Genomic DNA, 19,564 nt, shown 5'->3' with positions numbered 1-19,564 from the left:
GCCGGGGCTGCCGGCGTCCGCGGCCTCCTCCGGCTGCCCGCCCCGGCGGGCGAGGCCGGGCACCGGACGGTTCGTGTCCCGGTCATGCTCGGGGAGCCCCACAGCCGTGGAGCGCCGAGGCCGGAGGACGGGCACCCCCCGAACCGCGCTGTCACCCCCTGCCGTCCGGCAGGGAGGGACCACCGGACGCGCCGAGTCGGCCGAGGGGCACTGGGCTCGTCGACGTGAACACCGAGCTCAGCGATCGGCGTCCGTCAGGTGGGAGAGGAAGTCCGCCCAGGCGGCGGGCGGGAGGGCGAGGTGGGGGCCGGCCGGGTTCTTGGAGTCGCGGACCAGGACGGTGCCCGGGGTGGTGGCTATCTCGACGCAGTTCGAGCCGTCGCCGCTGTAGGTGGACTTTCGCCAGTCAAAGGTCTGCATGGCCGGTTCCTTCACAGGTCCTGGATGCGGTGGTGGATGAAGTCGCGCGTCTTGGCGGGGTCCAGCGCGCAGGAGTCCATGCGGTCCAGTACCGCGCGGTACTTGCTCAACTGAGCCTCCGCGTCAAGGAATTCGCAGGCACCGTGATGCGAGTCCAGCTGGACCGTGTCGAGTTGCGGGACGGAGCCCTCGATGTAGTCGAAGGACTGGCCGGTGGTCGGGAAGTGGTCCGCGCCGAAGGGGATCACCCGGATGGTGACGTGGGGCAGTTCGCTCATGTCGAGCAGGTGCTTGAGCTGGCCACGGGCGACGGCCGGGCCGCCGAAGTTCATCCGTAGTGCCGCTTCGTGAATGATCGCCGCGTACGGGGGCGGATCCGCTCGGTGCAGGACGCCCTGCCGTTTCATGCGGTGCGTGAGGCGGTGCTCGATCTCGTATTGGCGCATCGGCGGGACCACTGCGCGGAACAGGGAGCGGGCGTGGTCGGTGGTTTGGAGCAGCGCCGGAATGTGGATCAGGAGTGCCACACGGAAACCGGAGGCATGATGCTCCAGTTCGGCCAAGTCGACCAGGGCGACCGGCACGTGGTCGCGGTACTCCTCCCACCAGCCGCGCGTGCGTCGGCCCGTCATCGCGGCGAGGGCGTCGATCAGCTCCTCGTCACGGCAGTCGTAGACGTGCGCCATGGAGCGGAGCCGGTCGGAGCTGATGGGCGTACGGCCGGTCTCGATCATGCTGACGCGTGCCTGGTTGACGCCGAGGAGTTCGGCCGCGCTCGTAGCGGTGAGTCCGGCCCGCTCGCGAAGTTTGCGCAGCTCCGCGCCCAGCCTTCGCTGCCGGAGCGTAGGGCTGTTGGTGGGCGGCACGGCGTCTCCTTCCTGGCCGCGACGCGGCGCTGTGCTCCCTCACAAGGGTGAAGCATGGATGCTTTTAGGCGAATCGGTTAGATGCATCTAACTGTCTGCTCTACGGTTCTCATGTACCGCCCAACTCGCCGCCCCCATAAGCCGGAAGCGCACCACCCCAGGCACTGCCACCGCTCGGCGCGGCCGGTCGGGCAAGCCGCGTCCCCTTTCTCCCGGAGGTCTCCATGGGCACCGTATCCCTGCCCGACACCTGGGTGTACGCCCTCCGCCTGCCCCACGACCCCAGAGCCGCACGCGTCGCACGCATGACCGTACGGGCCGTCCTCGACGGGCACGGCAGGCGCGAACTGCTGGACACCGTCGAGCTGTTGACGTCCGAACTGGTCACCAACGCCTACCGGCACACCGGCGGGCCGTGCTCGCTGCGGCTCACCGCGCTGGGCGACGGGCGGCTGCGGGTCGGGGTGTGGGACAGCCACCCGCACGTTCCCGCGCCCTTCACCGGCCCGCCCGGGGACCGCGCCGTTCCCGCCCCGCCCGGCGCGGGCGGCGGACGCGGGCTGCACCTCGTGAAGGAGTACGCCGACTCGTGGGGCGCCTGGTCGCTCGGTGACGGCGACGGCCCCCCGGGGCGCGGGGCGGGGAAGCTGCTCTGGTTCGAGACGGGGAGCCCCGGTCCCGGGCGGGACCCGGGCGCCGGTCCGTGAGGCTCCGGCTCCGGGCCGGATCCGGGCACCGGTCGTGGAGCCCGGCTCCGGGCCGGACCCGGGCGTCAGTCCGGGAACCCCTCCGCCGCCCGCTTCTCCCGCAGCTCCATGATCGCGCGGCGGCGGGCGAGGCGGTGGGTGCGGCGGATCTGGGCCTCCTGGTAGCGGCGCTTGTCCTGCTCGGTCTCGGGGATCACCGGCGGCACGCGGCGCGGCTTGCCGTCGGCGTCCACGGCGGTGAAGACGAGGTAGGCGGAACCGACCTGGGTCGGCGGGGCGGACTCGTTCCAGCGCTCGGCCAGGACCCGCACCCCGACCTCCATCGAGGTCCGGCCGGTCCAGTTGACCTGGGCCTTCACATGGACGAGGTCGCCGACGCGGACCGGTTCGAGGAACGCCATCTCGTCCATGGAGGCGGTGACGGCCGGCCCGCCGGAGTGCCGGCCGGCGACGGCGCCCGCCGCGTCGTCGACCAGCTTCATGATCACACCACCGTGCACCGTGCCGAGGAGGTTGGTGTCGTTGTGGGTCATGATGTGGCTCAGGGTGGTGCGGGACGCCGAGGTCGGCTTGCCCGGGATCTCCGGGGTCTGCGCCTCGGCGGCCGAGGCGTGGTCTGCCTGGTCTGTCATGGCCTCCACCTTATGCGGGGCGGCGACGGCGTATTTTGTGCCGGCTTCGCAACAGCGCCGCCCCCGTTTTCCGACGACCCTTGTATGCCGCACAGGGGGGACCTGCACACTGGGAGCCATGAGCGAATGGCCCCAGGGGCGGTCCGACGACGACCGCGGCAGGTACGGACGCGGCAGCGCGAGCGCGCGGCCCGAGGGCGCGCGTGTGATGCGGCAGGTCCGCCGCGGCCAGGCCGGGCCGCCCGGCCGGGGGCCCGCGGCCGGGCCCCAGGGCGCCCGGGTGCCGCAGCAGCCGTCGTACGTCGACGGCCGCGGCCACGACGGGTACGCGGACCCGGGCGGCTACGACAGCGGCTACAACACCGGCCAGGTCTACGGCACCCCCGGCCGCCGGGGCCCCGGCGCGCGCGGCCCGCGTACCGCGCCCGACTGGCGGCGCCGCATCAAGGTGACCTCGATCACCGTCGTGACCGTGCTCGTGGTGACGGCGATCGGCACCTACTTCTGGGCCGACTCCAAGCTCAACCGCGAGGTCGACCTGTCGAAGGTCATCGAACGGCCGGAGGCGGGCGAGGGCACCAACTACCTGATCGTCGGCTCCGACAGCCGCGAGGGCATGTCGGCCGAGGAGAAGAAGAAGCTGCACACCGGGTCCGCCGAGGGCAAGCGCACGGACTCGATGATGATCCTGCACACCGGCGGCAACGGCGCCACGCTGATCTCCCTGCCGCGCGACTCGGACGTGGAGATCCCGAGCTTCGTGGGCTCGGAGTCCGGCAAGCGGTACGAGGCCACCGGCCGGCACGTGAAGCTGAACGCCGCCTACGCCGAGGACGGCCCCGAGCTGCTGGTGCGCACCGTCGAGTACAACACCGGGCTGCGCATCGACCACTACGTCGAGATCGGCTTCGCCGGTTTCGCCAACATCGTGGACGCGGTCGGCGGCGTCGAGATGGACATCCCGCAGGACATCAAGGACACCAAGTCCGGCGCCGACCTCAAGAAGGGCCGGCAGACCCTGAACGGCGAGGAGGCCCTCGCCTTCGTCCGCACCCGCTACGCGCTGGCCGGCTCCGACCTGGACCGCACGAAGAACCAGCAGAAGTTCCTGTCGGCCCTGGCGAGCCAGGTGGCCACCCCCTCCACGGTCCTCAACCCGTTCAGGCTCTACCCGACCATGGGCGCCGGCCTGGACTCCCTGATCGTCGACAAGGACATGGGCCTGTTCGACCTGGCCGACATGTTCTGGGCGATGAAGGGCGTCAGCGGCGGCGACGGCAAGTCCCTGAACATGCCGATCGCGGGCAACGCCCCCAACGGCAACCTCCAGTGGGACACCACCAAGGTCAAGCAGCTCGTGGAGCAGCTGAGGAACGACGAGACGGTCACCGTCTCCGGCGACTGACCCCGCGGCACACCGGGGGCGCCCCGCGACGGGGCGCCCCCGGCCGGTCACCGGGCGGGGCCGGTCACATCGTGGCGCCCGCCATGGCCCGGCACGTCGCGGCGCAGCGGCGGCAGGCCTCGGCGCAGCGCTTCATCTGCGCGTCGTCCGGCATCGCCATACACGCCTCGGCGCACATCTCGCAGGCCCGCGCGCACAGGGCGCACATCTCGGCCGCCATCGGCGAGCGGCGCATCATCATGTCGGCGCACATGCGGGTCATCTCGGAGCAGTCCATCAGCGCGCGCATGATCTGCATCTGGGCCTGACCGCCCATCTGCAGGCACGAGCTCATGGTCTCCTCGCACACGGTGTGGCAGGACATGCACGCCTCGACGCAGTCCTGCATCTCCTTGCTCATCGCGGTCATGCCGGCGGGTTGCTGCATGGTGTCCTCCTCGGGGACGGGCGGGGGCGGGGCCGCGAACCGGCCCCACCCCTCCGTCGTACGCCCCCCGGGCCGGGCCCGCCACGGGAGCGCGGGAGGAGGATCCGCCAAGCGGGCGCCGGGCCGCCGCGGTCACGGCTTCCCGCACACCACCTCGTCGCCCCGCACCACGCCGCCCGGCTGCCGGACCGGCTGCTCGGCGCGGATCTCGCGGACCTTCTCGAAGTCGCTGCCCGCGATCACCCTCAGCGTCGGCCCGAGCCCGGCGACCGGGCGCAGCTCGCTGCCGGGCAGGGCCGCGGCGAGCGACTCGGCCGAGCGGTCCCAGCGGGGGTCGTAGGCGACGACGGTCCGCCGGACGGTGCGGTCCGCGGCGTTCACCGGCGCCCCGGTGGTGCCGAAGCCGAGCGCCGCCAGCGCCGCGTCCACCCGCCGGCCCAGCCCGGCCGTGTGCGTGCCGTTCTCGACCTGGACGCGGATCCGCCGCGGGTCCACCGGCACGGTCGGCGCCGGCGTGGCGCGCGGCCGGTGCGCTGCCAGCGGCTCGTCCTCGCGCAGCGCCCGGAAGAGCCGCTCGGACCGGGCGGGGTCCCACTTCAGGGTCGAGCCGACGCCCTTGACGGCGTACCCCATCTCCTCGATGGGCACCGTGGCGAACTCCGACGACGAGGGGGAGAAGTTCCGCATCGCCCGGCCCAGCGCCAGCAGCTCGCCGGTGCCGAAGCCCTTGTCGGCGCGGACGGAGCCCAGCACAGCCCGCGTCATGTCCCGGAACCTGATCGGGTTCAACAGGATGCCCGAGGAGGTCGCCCGCTCGATGAGGGCGGCCAGGAACTGCTGCTGGCGCTGCATCCGGCCCAGGTCGGAGGCGCCGTCGAGGTGGCGGGAGCGGACGTACTGCAGGGCCTGCCCGCCCGACAGGGTGTGGGTGCCGGCCGGCAGGTCGAGGCCGGTGTGGCTGTCCTTGAGAGGCCGGGCGGTGCACACCCGCACGCCGCCGAGGACGTCGACGGTCTTCATGAAGCTGGTGAAGTCGACCTCCAGGTAGTGGTCGATCTTCACGCGGGTCATCGCCTCGACGGTGCGGACGGTCAGCTGGGGGCCGCCCTCGGCGTAGGCCGCGTTCAGCTTGAGCGGGTGGCCGTCGTGCCGCTCGCCGGTGGTGGCGTCGGTGTGCTCGGGCGTCATGGCGTAGGAGTCGCGCGGCAGGCTCACCACGCTCGCGCGCTCCCGGTCCTCCGAGATGTGCACGATCATGATGGTGTCGGTGCAGTGGCAGGGCGCGCCGCCCAGCCGGTACCGGTGCCGCTCCTCGGGGGTGACCCGGTCGCGGCCGTCGGTGCCGACGAGCAGGATGTTCGTGCCGTGCCCGGCGCGCGGCCGGTTCTTCATGTCCTTGAAGGCGTCGACCCGGGCGATGTCCGCGTCCAGGTCGCTGAGGACCGTGTGCCCGATGCCGGCCGAGGCGAGCACCACCACCGACAGCGTGGTCACCGCCCGCAGGGCCCAGCGCGGCCGCCTCCGCCCGGCGGCGGGCCCCGGTGCCGCCGGCCCCGGGGCCCGCGGGCGGCGCCGGGGCGGCGGGGGCCCGCCCCGCGCGGGTGAGGCCGGGACCCTGGGGGAGGGTGAGCGGGGCGGCGTGGGCAAGGGGAAACCTCCGCGGGGACTGGCCCTGGAACCGGATGTGGGGATCCGTGAGCACCGTAGGCCCATACGATCTGCGGCCCGGTGCAGCGGCCCCCGCGGCGCGCACCCGTGTCCCCCGTTCGCGGTAACGTGGGCTGCGATGAACGCCAACTCCGACGTGCAGCCTCCCGCCGTGTCCGTGATCATGCCGGTCCTCAACGAGGAGCGGCACCTGCGCGGAGCCGTCCAAGCGATCCTCGCGCAGGAGTACGCCGGCGAGATGGAGGTCGTCATCGCCCTCGGTCCGTCCACGGACCGCACGGACGAGATAGCCGCCGAACTCGTCCGCGAGGACCCGCGCGTGCACACCGTGCCCAACCCCAGCGGGCGCACCCCCGCCGCGCTGAACGCCGCGATCAAGGCCTCCCGGCACCCGGTCGTGGTGCGCGTCGACGGCCACGGCATGCTCTCGCCGAACTACATCGCCACGGCCGTACGGCTGCTGGAGGAGACCGGCGCGCAGAACGTCGGCGGCATCATGCACGCCGAGGGCGAGAACGCCTGGGAGCACGCCGTCGCCGCCGCCATGACGTCGAGGATCGGCGTCGGCAACGCCGCCTTCCACACCGGCGGCCAGGCGGGCCCCGCCGAGACGGTCTACCTCGGGGTGTTCCGGCGCGAGGCGCTGGAGCAGCAGGGCGGTTACAACGAGGAGTTCATCCGCGCCCAGGACTGGGAGCTGAACTTCCGCATCCGCGAGGCCGGCGGGCTGATCTGGTTCTCGCCCGAGCTGAAGGTGTCCTACCGGCCCCGGCCGAGCGTGCGGGCGCTGGCCAAGCAGTACAAGGACTACGGCCGCTGGCGGCACGTCGTCGCCCGCTACCACGCCGGCTCCATCAACCTGCGCTACCTCGCCCCGCCGACCGCGGTGTGCGCGATCGCGGCCGGGATCGTGGTGGGCGCGGCGCTCACCCCGTGGGGCTTCGTGATCCCCGGCGGCTACCTGGCGGCAATCGTCGCCGGGTCGGTACCGGCCGGCAAGGGGCTGCCGCTGAAGGCGCGGGCGCAGATCCCCCTCGCGCTGGCGACCATGCACATGTCGTGGGGCTGGGGCTTCCTGACCAGCCCGCGGTCGCTGGCCCGCAAGGTGATCGCGAGCCGGCGCCCGGCGGTCCACGCGAACGCGGACGCGGACGCCGCCTCGCGGTGATGCCCGCCTCGCGGTGAGGGCCCGGCTCGCGGTGAGGGCCCGGAGGCGTCCGGCCGTCGGGAAGAGGTGACGGCCCGGAGGCGTCCGGCCGTCAGGACCAGGTGAACGCCGGGTTCACGTGCATGCAGGCCTTGTCGTCCGCGCCGTTGAGGGCCTGAGCCGTCTCGGGCGTCTTGTCGTCGCTCTCGGGCGCCCGGTACTCCGTGCCCTCCCGCCAGTCCGCGCCCACGACGAGCGTGACGCCCGAGACGTCCGTCGACCGCTCCACCGAACCGAGCGGAATCCCCAGGGCCTTGGCGACCCGCTGGGCGTCGCCCTCCAGTTCGGCGCTCGGGTAGCGCACGACGGTCCGCTCCTCGCCCGCGGTGGCGGCGGGGTCGGCGACCGCCTGCGTGAACCCCTTGTCCACCAGCAGCCCGGCGACCGTGCCCGCGCGCTCGCCCACCGGGGCCAGGACGTCGGTACGGGTGCCGTTGCGGACCTGCACCGCGATCTCCCCGTCGGCGGCGGCCGGGTCGCCCGACCCCTTCTCCGGGGCCTTCTTCGGCACGCCCTTGCCGTCCAGCGGGATGTCCTCCCGCACCAGCCGGAACAGCCGCTCGGCGTCCTCGGTCGGCTCCACGCGGGCGCCCACGTACCGGTTGGGCATCGTGGTCATGGTGATGCGCTCCGGCTTCACCTTGCGCAGCTCGGTGCTCAGGTCGTACAGCTTCTTGACGGTGTCCAGGCCCGGGTCGACGGTGAGCGCCTCGGTGGCCTCCTCGGCGAGGCGGCGCAGCTTGTTCGGGTTGCTCAGGGTGGCGTTCTCGCGGAGCTGACGGATCATCGAACTCATGTACACGTGCTGTGCCTTGGCGCGGGCGAGGTCACTGCCGTCCTCGAAGCCGTACCGGGTGCGCAGCCACTGCAGCGCCTGCTCGCCCTTGACCGGGTGGGTGCCCTTGCGCAGCTTCAGGCCCGAGCCGTGACCCTTGCTGTCGCGGGAGTGGATGTTGGCGTCCACGCAGACCGGTACGCCGCCGACGGCGTCCGCCATCGACACCACGCCCGCGAAGTCGACCATGATGAAGTGGTCGATGTGGATGCCGGTGAGCTCCTGCCAGGTCGCCACCGTGCAGCCGGGGCCGCCGTGGCCGAGGCTCTGGTTCGTCATCGTCCGGCCGGAGCCGGCCGGATAGACCTTCCCGGTGTCCGGGTCGGTGCACTTGGGGATCTTCACCAGAGTGTCGCGCGGCATGCTGACCACCGACATGTTGCTGCGGTCGGCGGACAGGTGCACCAGCATCTGCACGTCCGCCAGCGGCGTGCCGCCGAACGTCTCCCGGGCGCCGCCCAGTTCCTGGTTCTCCTTGGTGTCCCGGGCGTCGGAGCCGATGACCAGGATGTTCAGCGGGACCTGCCCGGCGGCGTTCGGCGTCGGCTCGGCGACCTTGCTGTCGCCCAGGTTCAGGGGGACCTTCTCGATGTTTCCGTTGAGGTGCTGGTAGTAGAGGTATCCGGCGCCGGCCGTGCCGAGTATCAGCACCGCCAGGGTGAGCGCGGTCCAGCGCAGTGCGCGGTGCCTGCGCCGCGGCGGCCGGCGCTCGGTGCCGTGGGCGTGATCCCCGCCGCCGCCCCCGCCGCCGTCCCCGCCGTCACGAGACGGAGCCCCGGCCGGGCGTGCCTGCGGGACCTTCGCGGGTGGGCGGCCGTCACCCCGGGGCCGCTGCCGGACCCGCCGGAGCGGAGGCGACGCGTCCTCCTCCTGCACACTGTTCCGGGTCATTTCCCGTCCTCCCCACCCTCGTGCCCTGGGCACGGTCCCGCCCGTCGTCCCGCGGGACGCGCGACGGGCACCTCAGGTCCGCTTCCTGCCTCAGCCGGCGCACTGCACCTTGTCGGCCGTGGACTTCTCCACGGCGGGCGCCTTCCGCGGCGCGTTGAGCTTGACTCCGGCGCCCTTGAAGTCCTTGCCCAGGGTCAGGGTCATCGTCGGCATGCCCTGGGCGTTGGCGACGCTCTCGCCGGGCTTCATGGCCGCGCCCGACAGGCCGAGGATGTCGGCGAGGCGGCGGGCCTGGTCGGCCTGGTCCGGGGCGTACTCCAGCGTGGTCCTGCCCAGCTGCTCGGGCGCGTTGCCCAGGTTCTCGGACTTGTCCACGCCCTGCTCGGTCTGGAGCCAGGCCAGGGTCTCCTGCGCGCTGCCGGCCGGGGCGCCGCCGTTGAGGATGCGGACCCGGACCTCGGAGGGGTCGGACTTGGTGCCCTCCAGCCGGGCGGCGACGGCGGCGGCCTCCTCCTTCTTCTTCTCCTTCACCGCGGTGAGCGAGACGTCGTTCGCGATCGTGTCGAAGAGCTGGGTGGCCTCCGGCTCCCTCGGGACCACCGTCACCGGCTTCTCCTCGGCCGGATTGTCGTCCACCGGCACCGTGGTGAAGGAGATGTTCTTCGGCGGCACCTTCTTCAGCTCCAGGGCGATGTCCTTGAGCGTGCCGACCTTGCCGATGGCGGAGTCCACGGTGAGCGCCTCGGTGGCGGCCTCGGCGAGCTTCATCAGCTTCGTGGGGCTGGTCAGGGTGTCGCTGGAGGACATCTTCCGCATCAGCGAACCCAGGAACTGCTGCTGCACCTTGATGCGGTCCAGGTCGCCCTGGTTGCCGAAGCTGTGCCGGGTGCGGACGAAGGCCAGGGCCCGCTCGCCCTGGACCGTGGACTTGCCCGCGGGCAGGTCCAGCTTGGACTGCTTGTCGTTGACGGCGCGCGTCAGGCAGACGTCCACGCCGCCGACCGCCGTGGTCAGCGTCTTGACCGCGTTGAAGTCGGCCATCATGAAGTGGTCGACCGGGATGCCGGTGTTCTCCCGCACCGTGCGCATGGTGCAGCCCGGGTCCCGGCCGCTCTCGCCGAGGCTCCGGTTGAAGCGGACGCCCTGCAGGCCGGGGACGACCTTCGTGGTCCCGTCCTCCTGCGTGGTCGGGCAGTCGGGGATGTCGACGATCAGGTCGCGGGGGATGCTCAGCGCGGTGGCGTTGGAGCGGTCCTTGGAGACGTGCAGCAGGATCGTGGTGTCCGCGTGCCCGACGCTGCCGGTGTCGCCGTAGCCCTCGTTGCCCGCGCCGGTGCGCTTGTCGGTGCCGATGACGAGGATGTTGAAGGCCTCGTCCTTGCTGAAGCTGCTCTTGCCCGCGTCGCCGATGTCCGTCGTCGAGACGTTGCCCTCCAGGTGCTTGAGGTAGAGGTAGCCCCCGGTGCCGGCGGCGAGCAGCACCAGCGCCATCGTGCCGCCGGTCCACAGCAGGACCTTGCGGCCCCGGGCCGTCTTCCCGCCCTGCGGCGCCGGGCGGCGCCCGCGCCGCTGCGGCGGCTCGTCGGGCGCGTCGCGGCGCCTGCGCTGGGCCGGGACCTCCCGCCGGGCCCCGGGGGCGGGCGCCTCGCGGTCGGGAGCCGGACGGCGGCGGGCCCCGCCGCCGTCCGCGCCACGCGGTCCGGGCACGGGCGACTGCGGTGCGGAAGGGGACAGTCGCAGTTCGTATTCGCCGGTGCGCGGATTGAGTACCCACTGGTCTGCGGGGTCGATGTTGTCCGCCCGCCCACGGCCTTGCGCGTCCACGGTCGTCCGTATCCTCCGTCGGGGCCACGCGGCACCTTCCGGAAAAGGCGCTCGGTGATGGTCAGCACAGTGCACGACGCCAGGGCGGCCACGCGGCGGGGAGCACTGGATCGCTCACACTATCCGCCCAGTTCAGCGCCGAACGACGTCAGTGACAAATTCGACGTCCCTATAACAGGGCAATTCCTCCCATTCCCTTGACGGGGTGGCCACCCGCGGTGAAGCGGGTGCCCGGCCGCGTACGGAGCGCGCCGCGCCCTGCGCCGTCCCGTCCTCACCGGTCCGTACGCCGGTGCGGGGCACCGCTGACGTCCACGCCTTGTTGGACGCACGAACCCGCCGGAGGGCTGTACGGCGATTTCCGGCACCGGCGGTCCCGTGGGCGCCGGTGCCGCGTCACTTGGCGCACTGCACCTTGTCGGCCGTGGACTTCTTCACGTCGGGTGCCTTCTGGGACGCGTTGAGCTTGACTCCGGCGCCCTTGAAGTCCTTGCCCAGGGTCAGGGTCATCGTCGGCATGCCCTGGGCGTTGGTGACGCTCTCGCCGGGCTTCATGGCCGCGCCCGACAGGCCGAGGATGTCGGCGAGGCGGCGGGCCTGGTCGGCCTGGTCCGGGGCGTACTCCAGCGTGGTCCTGCTCACCTCCGCGGGCGCGTCGCCGGCGTTCTCCGACTTGGTCACGCCCTGTTCGAGCTGCAGCCAGCTGAGGGTCTGCCCGGCGGCGCCGTCCTTCGCGCCGCCGTTGAGGATGCGGACCCGGACCTCGGAGGGGTCGGACTTGGTGCCCTTCAGCCGGGCCGCGGCGGCGTCCGCCTCCTCCTTCTTCTTCTGCTTCTTCTGCTGCTCGACCTCGGTGAAGGAGACGTCGTTCCGGATCGCCTCGAAGACCTGGAGGGCCTCCGCCTCCTTCAGGACCACCGTCGCCTTGACCGTCTCGTTGGGGTTGTCGTCCACCGGGACGGTGGTGAACGTCAGGTTCTTGGGGTTGAGCTTGCCCAGCTCCATCCCCAGGTCCTTCAGCTTGGTGATGCTCTTGAGCTGCGAGTCCACGGTGAGGGCCTTGGTGCCCGCCTCGGCCAGCTTCACCATCTTCGTCGGGCTGGTCAGCGTGTCGTTGGACTTCAGCTTGCGCATCAGCGAGCTGAGGAACTGCTGCTGGATCTCGATGCGGCTCAGGTCGCCGCCGTAGCCGACCGAGTGCCGGGTGCGCACGAAGGCGAGGGCCTGTTCGCCCTGGATGGTGTGCGTGCCCGCCGACAGCTTCAGGTGCGAGTCCGGGTCGTCGATGTCCTTCGCCAGGCAGACCTCGACGCCGCCGACCGCCGTGGTCAGCGTCTTGACCGCGTTGAAGTCGGCGACCATGAAGTTGTCGGGCGTGATCCCGGTCAGCTCGGTGACGGTCCGCATGGTGCAGCTGGGCGTACGGCCTTCCTGGCCGAGGCTCTGGTTGAAGCGGGCGCCCTGCGAGCCGGGGATGACCTTCGTGGTCCCGTCCTCCTGCGTGGTCGGGCAGTCGGGGATGTCGACGATCAGGTCGCGGGGGATGCTCAGCGCGGTGGCGTTGGAGCGGTCCTTGGAGACGTGCAGCAGGATCGTGGTGTCCGCGTGCCCGTTGCTGCCGGTGTCGCCGTAGCCCTCGTTGCCCGCGCCGGTGCGCTTGTCGGTGCCGATGAGCAGGATGTTGATCGGCTGGTCCTTGCGGAAGCCGCCGGTGCTCGCGCCGTCGTCGGGCAGGGTGTCGATGTTGCCGTTGAGGTGCTGGAGGTAGAAGTAGGCGGCTCCCGCGGTGGCGACCAGGACGAACGCCAGCGAGCCGCCGGTCCACAGCAGGATCCGCCTGCTGCGCGTCTTCTTCTTCGCCGGCCGCCGCCCCCGCCGCCCCGGGGCCGGCGTCTCGGGCGCGCCGCGGCGCCGGCGCCGCGGCGGAGCCGTTCGGTCCGGGGCGAGGCCGTCGCCGCCCGGGTCGGTCCTCTCGGTCTTCTCCGGGCCGGGTGCCTCGCCTTCGGGGGCGGGCGCCGCGCGGCCCCGTGCCGCCCTCGCCGGAGCGGCCGCCCCGGGCGCCGCCCTGCGCGGGCCGGGCACGGTCGGCTGCGGTTCCGGCCAGGGGGCCGGCTGGGGTGCCGCCTGGGGTTCCGACTGCGGTGCGGAAGGGGGCAGTCGCAGTTCGTATTCGCCGGTGTTCGGATTGAGCACCCACTGGTCTGCGGGGTCGATGTTTCCCGCCCGCCCACGGCCTTGCGCGTCCACGGTCGTCCGTATCCTCCGTCGGGGCCACGCGGCGCCTTCCCCAAGGCGCTCGGGTCTCGGTCGATCAGTGCGCGACCCCAGGCGGAACCGCATGGTCGGGCACACCGGATCGCTCACACTAATCGCCCAGTTCAGCGCCGTACGACGCCGGTGACAAATCCCACGCCCTTTACACCCGGGCAATCCCGCCCATATTCGGGGGCGGAGTCCGTTTCCTGTGAGAACCCTTGGAACGCGCTTTACGCGCAATCGTCCTCGGCGGCGGTGTTCCCGCGGAACGTCGGCGCCGGGGAGACGGGGCCGGAGGGCTTCCCGGTCCGCGCTTTTCGAAACCTTCCGTGGTCGCGCCCGTACGCGCCGTGGCCGGCCGGTGCCACCGCCACCGGTTCGTCCCTGCGCAGTCGTTCGAACAGTCTTCCCGCCTCGGGTTCCGCGAGCTGGTCGCGGTTGGCGTCACGCGCGTACGACTCCCGCGGAACGGTCAGGAACTGCACGCGTTCGGTGGGGATGTCGCGCAGGCCGCGTGCGAGTTCGTACAAACCGCGCAGACTCGCCAGGCCCGGGTCGGTGGTCAGGGCCGAGGTCGCCGCGTCCAGGACCGGATACAGCTTCACGGGATTCAGCAGGACGTCATTGCTCCGGACCTTCTCGACCAGCGCGCCCAGGAAGCGCTGCTGCCGTTCCATGCGGCCGGTGTCGCTGCCGTTCCCGAGCGTCTTGCGGACACGGACGTAACCGAGTGCCCGCTCCCCGTCCAGCGTCACCCGGCCCGCGGGCAGCTTCAGCCCGGCCGCCCTGTCGTCGATCGGTTCGCTCAGGCACACCTCGACGCCGCCGACCGCGTCGACCATCTCCTTGAAGCCGTGGAAGTCGACGACGACGTGGTGGTCGATCCGGACGCCCGTCAGGTTCTCCACGGTCCGGACCGCGCAGGCCGAACCACCCGCCTCGAAAGCGTGGTTGAGCATCGTGAACACCGGTTCGGTCCGGGACCCGTCCGCCCGGCGGCAGCCGGGCACCTCCACCATCAGGTCGCGCGGCACCGAGACCGCGGTGGCGCTGTGCCGGCCCGCGGCCAGGTGCAGCAGGATCGTGGTGTCGGACCGCGCGGTGCCCGAGTCCCGCCCGTAGCGGGCGTTGTCGTCGCCGGAGCGGGTGTCGGACCCGATCAGCAGGATGTTCCGCGCGCCGCGGACCAGCGCGGTGGGCCGCTCCCTCTCGTAGCGGGCGAGCTCGGCCGCGGCGGCCTCGTCCGGTGTGATGTTGCCGTCCAGCTTCGCGTACAGCGCCCATCCCGCCCCCACGGCGACGGCGACGGCCCCGCACGCCGCGAGCGCCGCTCCCCGTCGCCGGCGCCGCCGCCGGCGGCGCTTCAGCCCCGCCCCGGTCGCGGACGCGCCCGCTCCCGGACCCGGGGTCCCTGCGGCCCCGGTCCCGTCGGGCGCGTCTGCGGCGTCACTCACCTCTGGCTCCACCCCTCGTGCCGTACGGGCGTGTCCTGCGTGCCGCGGGCCCGCCACCGCCGGATGCGCGGGGTCTCGCCGCTGCCGCTCCTACGACGATGGCGCGGATGGGCGGCGGGGGAGGGGCGGGGAGGGCCGAATGGGGGAGGGAAGGAACGGACGGAGGGGGCGGAGGGGGACGGGGGAGGGGAGGGCGGAGGAGGGAGGGCGCTACCGCGCCGTGGCCGTCACCCGTTCCGTCTCGATCCGCTTGTCCAGCGCCTCCGCCCCCAGCCGTCCCAGATGCCGGCACAGCACCACCGAACCGCCGGTGGCCAGCGGCGCGTACAAGCCCGCGTTGAGCCCCTCCCAGGTGTCGTACGGCAGCCCGGACAGGATCCGCGACCCCGGCCCCGTCAGGCCGAGCCCCGGCGCCTCCGCCCGCGCCCGCTCGACCACTTCCGCCCCGCTGAACTCCCGCCCGGCCACGATCAGCGCGGGCGCCTCCGGGTCGACCGGCGCGTACGGGACGAACCGGTCCCCCTGCCCCGGCACCTCCACGGCGTAGTCGGCGAAACCCTCCGGCGGCTGCGGGAAGCGCCCCCCGAGCGGCCGCAACGCCAGCGCGATCCGGGCACCGGAACACGCCCGCGCCGCCTGGAGCGTCTCCGGTCCGCTCACCACCACGTCGGCCGCGGCCGGGTCGCCGGCGACGTCGGCCACGACGCCCACCGACGCGCACGCCAGCAGCCACACCGCCGTCTGCCAGTGCGCGGGCAGCAGCAGCGCGACCCGGTCGCCGGGTTCGGCGGACAGTTCGTCCTGGAGGAGGTTGGCGGTCTTGGCCACCCAATTGGCGAAGGTGGCCACGGACAGTTCGACGCGCTCGCCCGTCGCGTCGTCGTAGAAGGTCACCAGGGGGCGCCCGGGATCCGCGGCGAGCGCGGAACTCAGCAGGTCGGCAGGGGTACGGTCGCTCGCGTTCACCTGTGCAAGCGTACGCGGGCGGGAAGCCGGGCGCCGAGCGGACGGACCCCCGTGCCGTCGCCGCGGTGTTACCGGTTCGGGGGAATATGACCGACAGATCGTCAATTCCCGTATGGACAGACTTGTCACTTCATGTCCAAGATCAGGGGCATGCGCGGATTCCTTGCTTCCTCCATCGGCGTCACCTGTGCGGCAGCCCTCGCCCTCCCCCTCGCCCCGCCCGCGGCCGGGACGGCCGCGAGACCGGTGCCGACCGCGGAAGCCCCCGCGACCCCGACCGGAACCGGCCGGTCCTCGTCCGTCCCCGGCGGCACCCAGTCGCTCCCCCTCGAACCCCTGCCCCGCGACCGCGCTCCCGGCGCCGCCGAACAGGGCCTGGCCCGCCGCGACGTGCGGCCCTTCTCGCTCGTCGGCGTCGTCTGGGACGAACCCGGCACCGAGCTGCACGGCCGCGTCCAGGTCCGCACCCGCGCCGCCGGCACCGGCACCTGGTCCGCCTGGCAGGACCTCGAGACGCACCACGCCGACCACGGGGCCGACCCCGGCACGGCCGAGCGCGGGTCCGGCCGTGTGCGCGGGGCCACCGCGCCGTTGTGGGTGGGCGAGTCGGACGGCGTCGAGGCGCGGGTGCGGGCGGAGGGCGCGAGCGGGACCGGGACCCGGGCGGCGGGCGCCCCGGCCGCCGGGAGCCTGCCCTCCGGACTGCGCCTCGAACTCGTCGACCCCGGCCGGGAGACGGCCACCCCGCCGCGGGACGGCACGGCGGACGGCTCCCGCCCCGGTGCCCCCGGCGCCCAGTCGGCCGGATCCGTCACCGCCGCCGCGGCCAACGCCGGTCTCGCCCCGCTCGGCGCCACCGAGATTCCGGCGCTCAGCCGTGCCCGGACCGAGAGCGAGCTGCTCGCCCTGGGGGCCGGTTCCCCGGCCGGGCAGCAGCAGAGGGCCAAGCCGTACATCGGGCCGCGTCCGCGTATCGTGACGCGCCGCGGCTGGGGGGCCGACGAGAAGCTGCGGGGGAAGAAGTTCGCCTACACGAAGAAGGTCAAGGCGGCGTTCGTGCACCACACGGCGTCCGGCAACAACTACCGCTGCTCGCAGGCCCCGTCCGTCATCCGCAGTATCTACCGCTACCACGTCCGGAGCATGGGCTGGCGGGACATCGGCTACAACTTCCTCGTCGACAAGTGCGGGAAGATCTACGAGGGTCGCGCCGGCGGCGTGGCGAAGCCGGTCCTGGGCGCGCACACCCTGGGGTTCAACCGCAACAGCATGGGCGTCGCCGTTCTCGGCACGTACGGCTCCACCGGCCCCTCCTCCTCCGCCGTCAAGGCCGTCGCACGGCTGACCGCGTGGAAGCTCGGGCTGTACGGGATGAATCCGCGCGGCAAGACATACCTGAAGTCCGCCGGTGGCAATCTCTACCGAAAAGGAAGGAACGTACGACTGCACGTCATCTCCGGCCACCGGGACGGTTTCGTCACGGACTGCCCCGGGCGGAAGCTGTACGGCAAGCTCGGGACGGCCCGGTCGGCCGCGGCGCGGTACCAGGGCCGCTGAGGGGGAGGACCGGCCGGGGAGCGGGGGACGGGGCGAGGGGGGACTCGGGGGGGCTCGACGGGACTTGAACCGCCATCGGGGGCATGGGGCGGGACACCTCACGGCCGTCGACGGCGCCGGGGACGGTCTGCATACACTGGCCGGCCGAAAGACAGTTCGGCCGGTCCCGGCAGGAAGCAGAGACGACAGGTGACAGAAGCGATCCTCCTGGTCGGCGGCAAGGGCACCCGGTTGCGCCCGCTCACGGTGCGCACACCGAAGCCCATGGTCAGGGCGGCGGGAGTGCCGTTCCTCACGCATCAGCTGGCGCGGGCGAGGGCGGCGGGGGTCGAGCACGTCGTGCTCGCGACGTCCTATCTGGCGGAGGTCTTCGAGCCGTACTTCGGCGACGGCTCGTCGCTGGGTCTCCACATCGAGTACGTGACGGAGGAGGAGCCGCTCGGCACGGGCGGCGCGATCCGCAACGTGGCGTCCCGCCTGCGCTCGGGGCCCGACGACCCGGTGCTGGTCTTCAACGGCGACATCCTGACCGGCCTGGACATCCGGGCCCTGGTGCGGACCCACGAGGCGACGGGCGCGGACGTGTCCCTGCACCTGACGAAGGTGACGGACCCCCGCGCGTACGGCCTGGTGCCCACGGACGGGACGGGCCGGGTGCTGGCGTTCCTGGAGAAGCCGCAGACGCCGGAGGAGATCGTCACCGACCAGATCAACGCGGGGGCGTACGTCTTCCGCCGCTCGGTGATCGACACGATCCCGGCGGACCGGCCGGTGTCGGTGGAACGCGAAACGTTTCCCCGGTTGCTGGCGGCCGGGGCGCACCTGCAGGGCATGGTGGACTCCACGTACTGGCTGGACCTGGGGACGCCGGCGGCCTTCGTCCGGGGGTCGGCGGACCTGGTGCTGGGGCGGGCGCCGTCCCCGGCCGTGCCCGGCCGCTGCGGGGACCGCCTCATACTGCCGACGGCGAGGGTCGCGCCCGACGCCAAGCTGGCGGGCGGGACCGTGGTGGGGGAGGGGGCGTTCGTGGCGGAGGGCGCCCGGGTGTTCGGCAGCACGATCCTGCCGGGGGCCGTCATCGAGCCCGGCGCCGTCGTCACCGACTCCCTCATCGGCTCCCGGGCCCGCGTGGGCGAACGGTCCGTCCTCACCGGGACGGTCGTCGGCGACGGGGCGGTCGTCGGGCCCGACAACGAACTCCGCGAAGGCGTCCGCGTGTGGTGCGACGCGCGGATCCCGGCGGGGGCGGTGCGGTTCTCCTCCGACCAGTGAGCGGGGCGCCGTCCGGCACCGGGCGGCCGCGCCTCCCCGGTGCCGGACGGCGCGGGGGCACGGGCGTTTCCTGCCCGAAGGGGCCGGACGGCACCCCGGCAGCGCCGGGCCGTGCGACCGGCGGCGGTCACCCCGGCGCCGGGTGCCGGGCGGACGCCGCCCGCCCGGCACCGCGTCACAACCGCCCGATGTCCCCCACCGGCATCCGCGGAGCCCTCCGCGGCGGCACCCTCCCGCTCAGCAGGATCAGCCGGGCCGCCCGATGCCGCTGCCCGGCGTACGGCTCCAGCAGCCGCAGCATCTCCGCGTCGTCCGCGTACCGGTTCCCGGCCAGCGCCCACCCCACGATCCCCGGCAGGTGCAGGTCCCCGACGGTCACCGCGTCCGGCGCCCCGTGACTGCGCTGCACGGTCTCCGCCGACGTCCACGGCCCGATCCCCGGCACGGCCTGCAACCGCGCCCGCGCCGCCGCCGGCTCCATCCCCGCGGCCTCCTCCAGCCGCGCGGCCACCCGTACGGCGCGCAGGACGGTGGACGCCCGCTTGTCGTCGACGCCCGCCCGGTGCCACTCCCAGGAGGGGACGAGCGCCCACGTCCGCGGCGCCGGCATCACGTACATCCGGTCCGGCACGGGACCCGGCGCCGGGTCCCCGTACCTCCGGACGAGCAGCCGCCACGCCCGGTACGCCTCGTCCGTCGTGACCTTCTGCTCCAGCACCGAGGGGATCAGCGACTCCAGCACCAGTCCGGTCCGCCCCAGCCGCAGCCCCGGCCGCCGGTGCCGGGCCAGTGCCAGCAGCCGGTGCCGCGGTGCGAACGCGGACGGGTCGTCGTCGGCGCCCAGCAGCCGCGGCAGGTGGTGGAGGAGCCACTCGGCGCCGGGGCCCCACGCCTCGCCCCGCACCCGCGCGCCGCACGCGCTCACCCGCAGCGTTCCCGGCCCGGCGGGTGTCCGGCTGGCCCGCCAGACCGATCCGTCCGGCAGGGCCCGGAAGGTGGGGTCGCCCGGACCCCGGCGCAGGGGGCTGAGGACCAGGGCGAGGTCGAGCGGGCCGTCCGGCGTCCAGGTGCGGACCCGCGCCGGTGCCGCGGCCCGGCGCGGCACGGCGGCGGGGGCGCCGCGTACGGGCCTGGGGGCGAAGCGTCCTGCCACGAGTGAAGTCCCTGGGAAGCGAGA

Annotated in this window: 16 protein-coding genes; 5 read left to right on the top strand and 11 right to left on the bottom strand. The window is 73.2% G+C overall.

Translation table 11 applies throughout. The features are described 5' to 3' along the window. Nucleotides 1-237: 237 nt before the first annotated feature. Nucleotides 238-420 carry a DUF397 domain-containing protein gene (locus tag ACSU6Z_RS11185; RefSeq protein ID WP_437044816.1) on the bottom strand — a complete coding sequence of 61 codons (183 nt, stop codon included), beginning with the start codon at nt 418-420 and terminating at the stop codon, nt 238-240. Between the two features lie 11 nt (nt 421-431). Further along, complete coding sequence (locus ACSU6Z_RS11180; protein WP_437044814.1) at nt 432-1,286, bottom strand: helix-turn-helix domain-containing protein; 855 nt, start codon at nt 1,284-1,286, stop codon at nt 432-434. A gap of 224 nt (nt 1,287-1,510) precedes the next feature. Here ACSU6Z_RS11180 and ACSU6Z_RS11175 point away from each other — a divergent pair, with 224 nt between their 5' ends. After that, entirely contained in the window at nt 1,511-1,993 is a 483-nt protein-coding gene (locus tag ACSU6Z_RS11175; RefSeq protein ID WP_437044812.1) for an ATP-binding protein, read from the top strand. Nucleotides 1,994-2,058: 65 nt separating this feature from the next. On the opposite strand, the gene ACSU6Z_RS11170 is transcribed toward ACSU6Z_RS11175, so the two are convergent. Next, nucleotides 2,059-2,625: an acyl-CoA thioesterase gene (locus ACSU6Z_RS11170; RefSeq protein WP_437044811.1), complete on the bottom strand. Its 567-nt coding sequence runs from the start codon at nt 2,623-2,625 to the stop codon at nt 2,059-2,061. Between the two features lie 118 nt (nt 2,626-2,743). Here ACSU6Z_RS11170 and ACSU6Z_RS11165 point away from each other — a divergent pair, with 118 nt between their 5' ends. Next, nucleotides 2,744-4,030, top strand: coding sequence for an LCP family protein (locus ACSU6Z_RS11165; protein WP_437044809.1), 1,287 nt, complete (start codon nt 2,744-2,746; stop codon nt 4,028-4,030). Nucleotides 4,031-4,094: 64 nt separating this feature from the next. On the opposite strand, the gene ACSU6Z_RS11160 is transcribed toward ACSU6Z_RS11165, so the two are convergent. Both ACSU6Z_RS11160 and ACSU6Z_RS11155 read right to left on the bottom strand, forming a co-directional pair. Next, entirely contained in the window at nt 4,095-4,457 is a 363-nt protein-coding gene (locus ACSU6Z_RS11160; protein ID WP_437019015.1) for a four-helix bundle copper-binding protein, read from the bottom strand. A gap of 132 nt (nt 4,458-4,589) precedes the next feature. Then, nucleotides 4,590-6,104: an LCP family protein gene (locus ACSU6Z_RS11155; RefSeq protein WP_437044807.1), complete on the bottom strand. Its 1,515-nt coding sequence runs from the start codon at nt 6,102-6,104 to the stop codon at nt 4,590-4,592. 139 nt (nt 6,105-6,243) lie between these two features. Here ACSU6Z_RS11155 and ACSU6Z_RS11150 point away from each other — a divergent pair, with 139 nt between their 5' ends. Next, nucleotides 6,244-7,293, top strand: coding sequence for a glycosyltransferase family 2 protein (locus ACSU6Z_RS11150; RefSeq protein ID WP_437044805.1), 1,050 nt, complete (start codon nt 6,244-6,246; stop codon nt 7,291-7,293). A gap of 91 nt (nt 7,294-7,384) precedes the next feature. Here ACSU6Z_RS11150 and ACSU6Z_RS11145 read toward each other — a convergent pair whose 3' ends face one another. The 5 genes from ACSU6Z_RS11145 to ACSU6Z_RS11125 all read right to left on the bottom strand — a co-directional run bounded on the left by ACSU6Z_RS11145 (nt 7,385) and on the right by ACSU6Z_RS11125 (nt 15,558). After that, nucleotides 7,385-9,058 carry an LCP family protein gene (locus ACSU6Z_RS11145; protein WP_437044804.1) on the bottom strand — a complete coding sequence of 558 codons (1,674 nt, stop codon included), beginning with the start codon at nt 9,056-9,058 and terminating at the stop codon, nt 7,385-7,387. 90 nt (nt 9,059-9,148) lie between these two features. After that, nucleotides 9,149-10,882 (bottom strand): LCP family glycopolymer transferase, encoded by a 1,734-nt coding sequence (locus ACSU6Z_RS11140; RefSeq protein WP_437044802.1) that lies wholly within the window; start codon nt 10,880-10,882, stop codon nt 9,149-9,151. A gap of 396 nt (nt 10,883-11,278) precedes the next feature. Continuing rightward, nucleotides 11,279-13,129, bottom strand: a complete 1,851-nt coding sequence (locus tag ACSU6Z_RS11135) for an LCP family protein (RefSeq protein ID WP_437044800.1) — start codon at nt 13,127-13,129, stop codon at nt 11,279-11,281. Nucleotides 13,130-13,368: 239 nt separating this feature from the next. Further along, entirely contained in the window at nt 13,369-14,592 is a 1,224-nt protein-coding gene (locus ACSU6Z_RS11130) for an LCP family protein (RefSeq protein WP_437044798.1), read from the bottom strand. Between the two features lie 210 nt (nt 14,593-14,802). After that, entirely contained in the window at nt 14,803-15,558 is a 756-nt protein-coding gene (locus ACSU6Z_RS11125; RefSeq protein WP_437044797.1) for a TIGR03089 family protein, read from the bottom strand. A gap of 132 nt (nt 15,559-15,690) precedes the next feature. On the opposite strand from ACSU6Z_RS11125, the gene ACSU6Z_RS11120 reads away from it, so the two are divergent. After that, nucleotides 15,691-17,115 carry an N-acetylmuramoyl-L-alanine amidase gene (locus ACSU6Z_RS11120; RefSeq protein ID WP_437044796.1) on the top strand — a complete coding sequence of 475 codons (1,425 nt, stop codon included), beginning with the start codon at nt 15,691-15,693 and terminating at the stop codon, nt 17,113-17,115. A 189-nt stretch (nt 17,116-17,304) separates the two neighbouring features. Further along, nucleotides 17,305-18,387 (top strand): sugar phosphate nucleotidyltransferase, encoded by a 1,083-nt coding sequence (locus ACSU6Z_RS11115; RefSeq protein WP_437044795.1) that lies wholly within the window; start codon nt 17,305-17,307, stop codon nt 18,385-18,387. Nucleotides 18,388-18,562: 175 nt separating this feature from the next. Here the strand turns inward: ACSU6Z_RS11115 and ACSU6Z_RS11110 are convergent, their stop codons facing one another. After that, entirely contained in the window at nt 18,563-19,540 is a 978-nt protein-coding gene (locus tag ACSU6Z_RS11110) for a DNA-3-methyladenine glycosylase family protein (RefSeq protein WP_437044794.1), read from the bottom strand. Between the last annotated feature and the right edge of the window lie 24 nt (nt 19,541-19,564).

The organism is Streptomyces sp. enrichment culture (genome assembly GCF_964273145.1).
Lineage (GTDB): Bacteria > Actinomycetota > Actinomycetes > Streptomycetales > Streptomycetaceae > Streptomyces.
Note: the sequence above shows the minus strand (reverse complement) of the source record. Positions and strands in the feature narration are given on the sequence as shown.

What these genes read in the sequence shown, in the direction of transcription:
- ACSU6Z_RS11185 (WP_437044816.1), bottom strand. Translation starts at nt 420, where the DNA reads ATGCAGACCTTTGACTGGCGAAAGTCCACCTACAGCGGCGACGGCTCG.
- ACSU6Z_RS11175 (WP_437044812.1), top strand. Translation starts at nt 1,511, where the DNA reads ATGGGCACCGTATCCCTGCCCGACACCTGGGTGTACGCCCTCCGCCTG.
- ACSU6Z_RS11170 (WP_437044811.1), bottom strand. Translation starts at nt 2,625, where the DNA reads ATGACAGACCAGGCAGACCACGCCTCGGCCGCCGAGGCGCAGACCCCG.
- ACSU6Z_RS11165 (WP_437044809.1), top strand. Translation starts at nt 2,744, where the DNA reads ATGAGCGAATGGCCCCAGGGGCGGTCCGACGACGACCGCGGCAGGTAC.
- ACSU6Z_RS11160 (WP_437019015.1), bottom strand. Translation starts at nt 4,457, where the DNA reads ATGCAGCAACCCGCCGGCATGACCGCGATGAGCAAGGAGATGCAGGAC.
- ACSU6Z_RS11150 (WP_437044805.1), top strand. Translation starts at nt 6,244, where the DNA reads ATGAACGCCAACTCCGACGTGCAGCCTCCCGCCGTGTCCGTGATCATG.
- ACSU6Z_RS11145 (WP_437044804.1), bottom strand. Translation starts at nt 9,058, where the DNA reads ATGACCCGGAACAGTGTGCAGGAGGAGGACGCGTCGCCTCCGCTCCGG.
- ACSU6Z_RS11120 (WP_437044796.1), top strand. Translation starts at nt 15,691, where the DNA reads ATGTCCAAGATCAGGGGCATGCGCGGATTCCTTGCTTCCTCCATCGGC.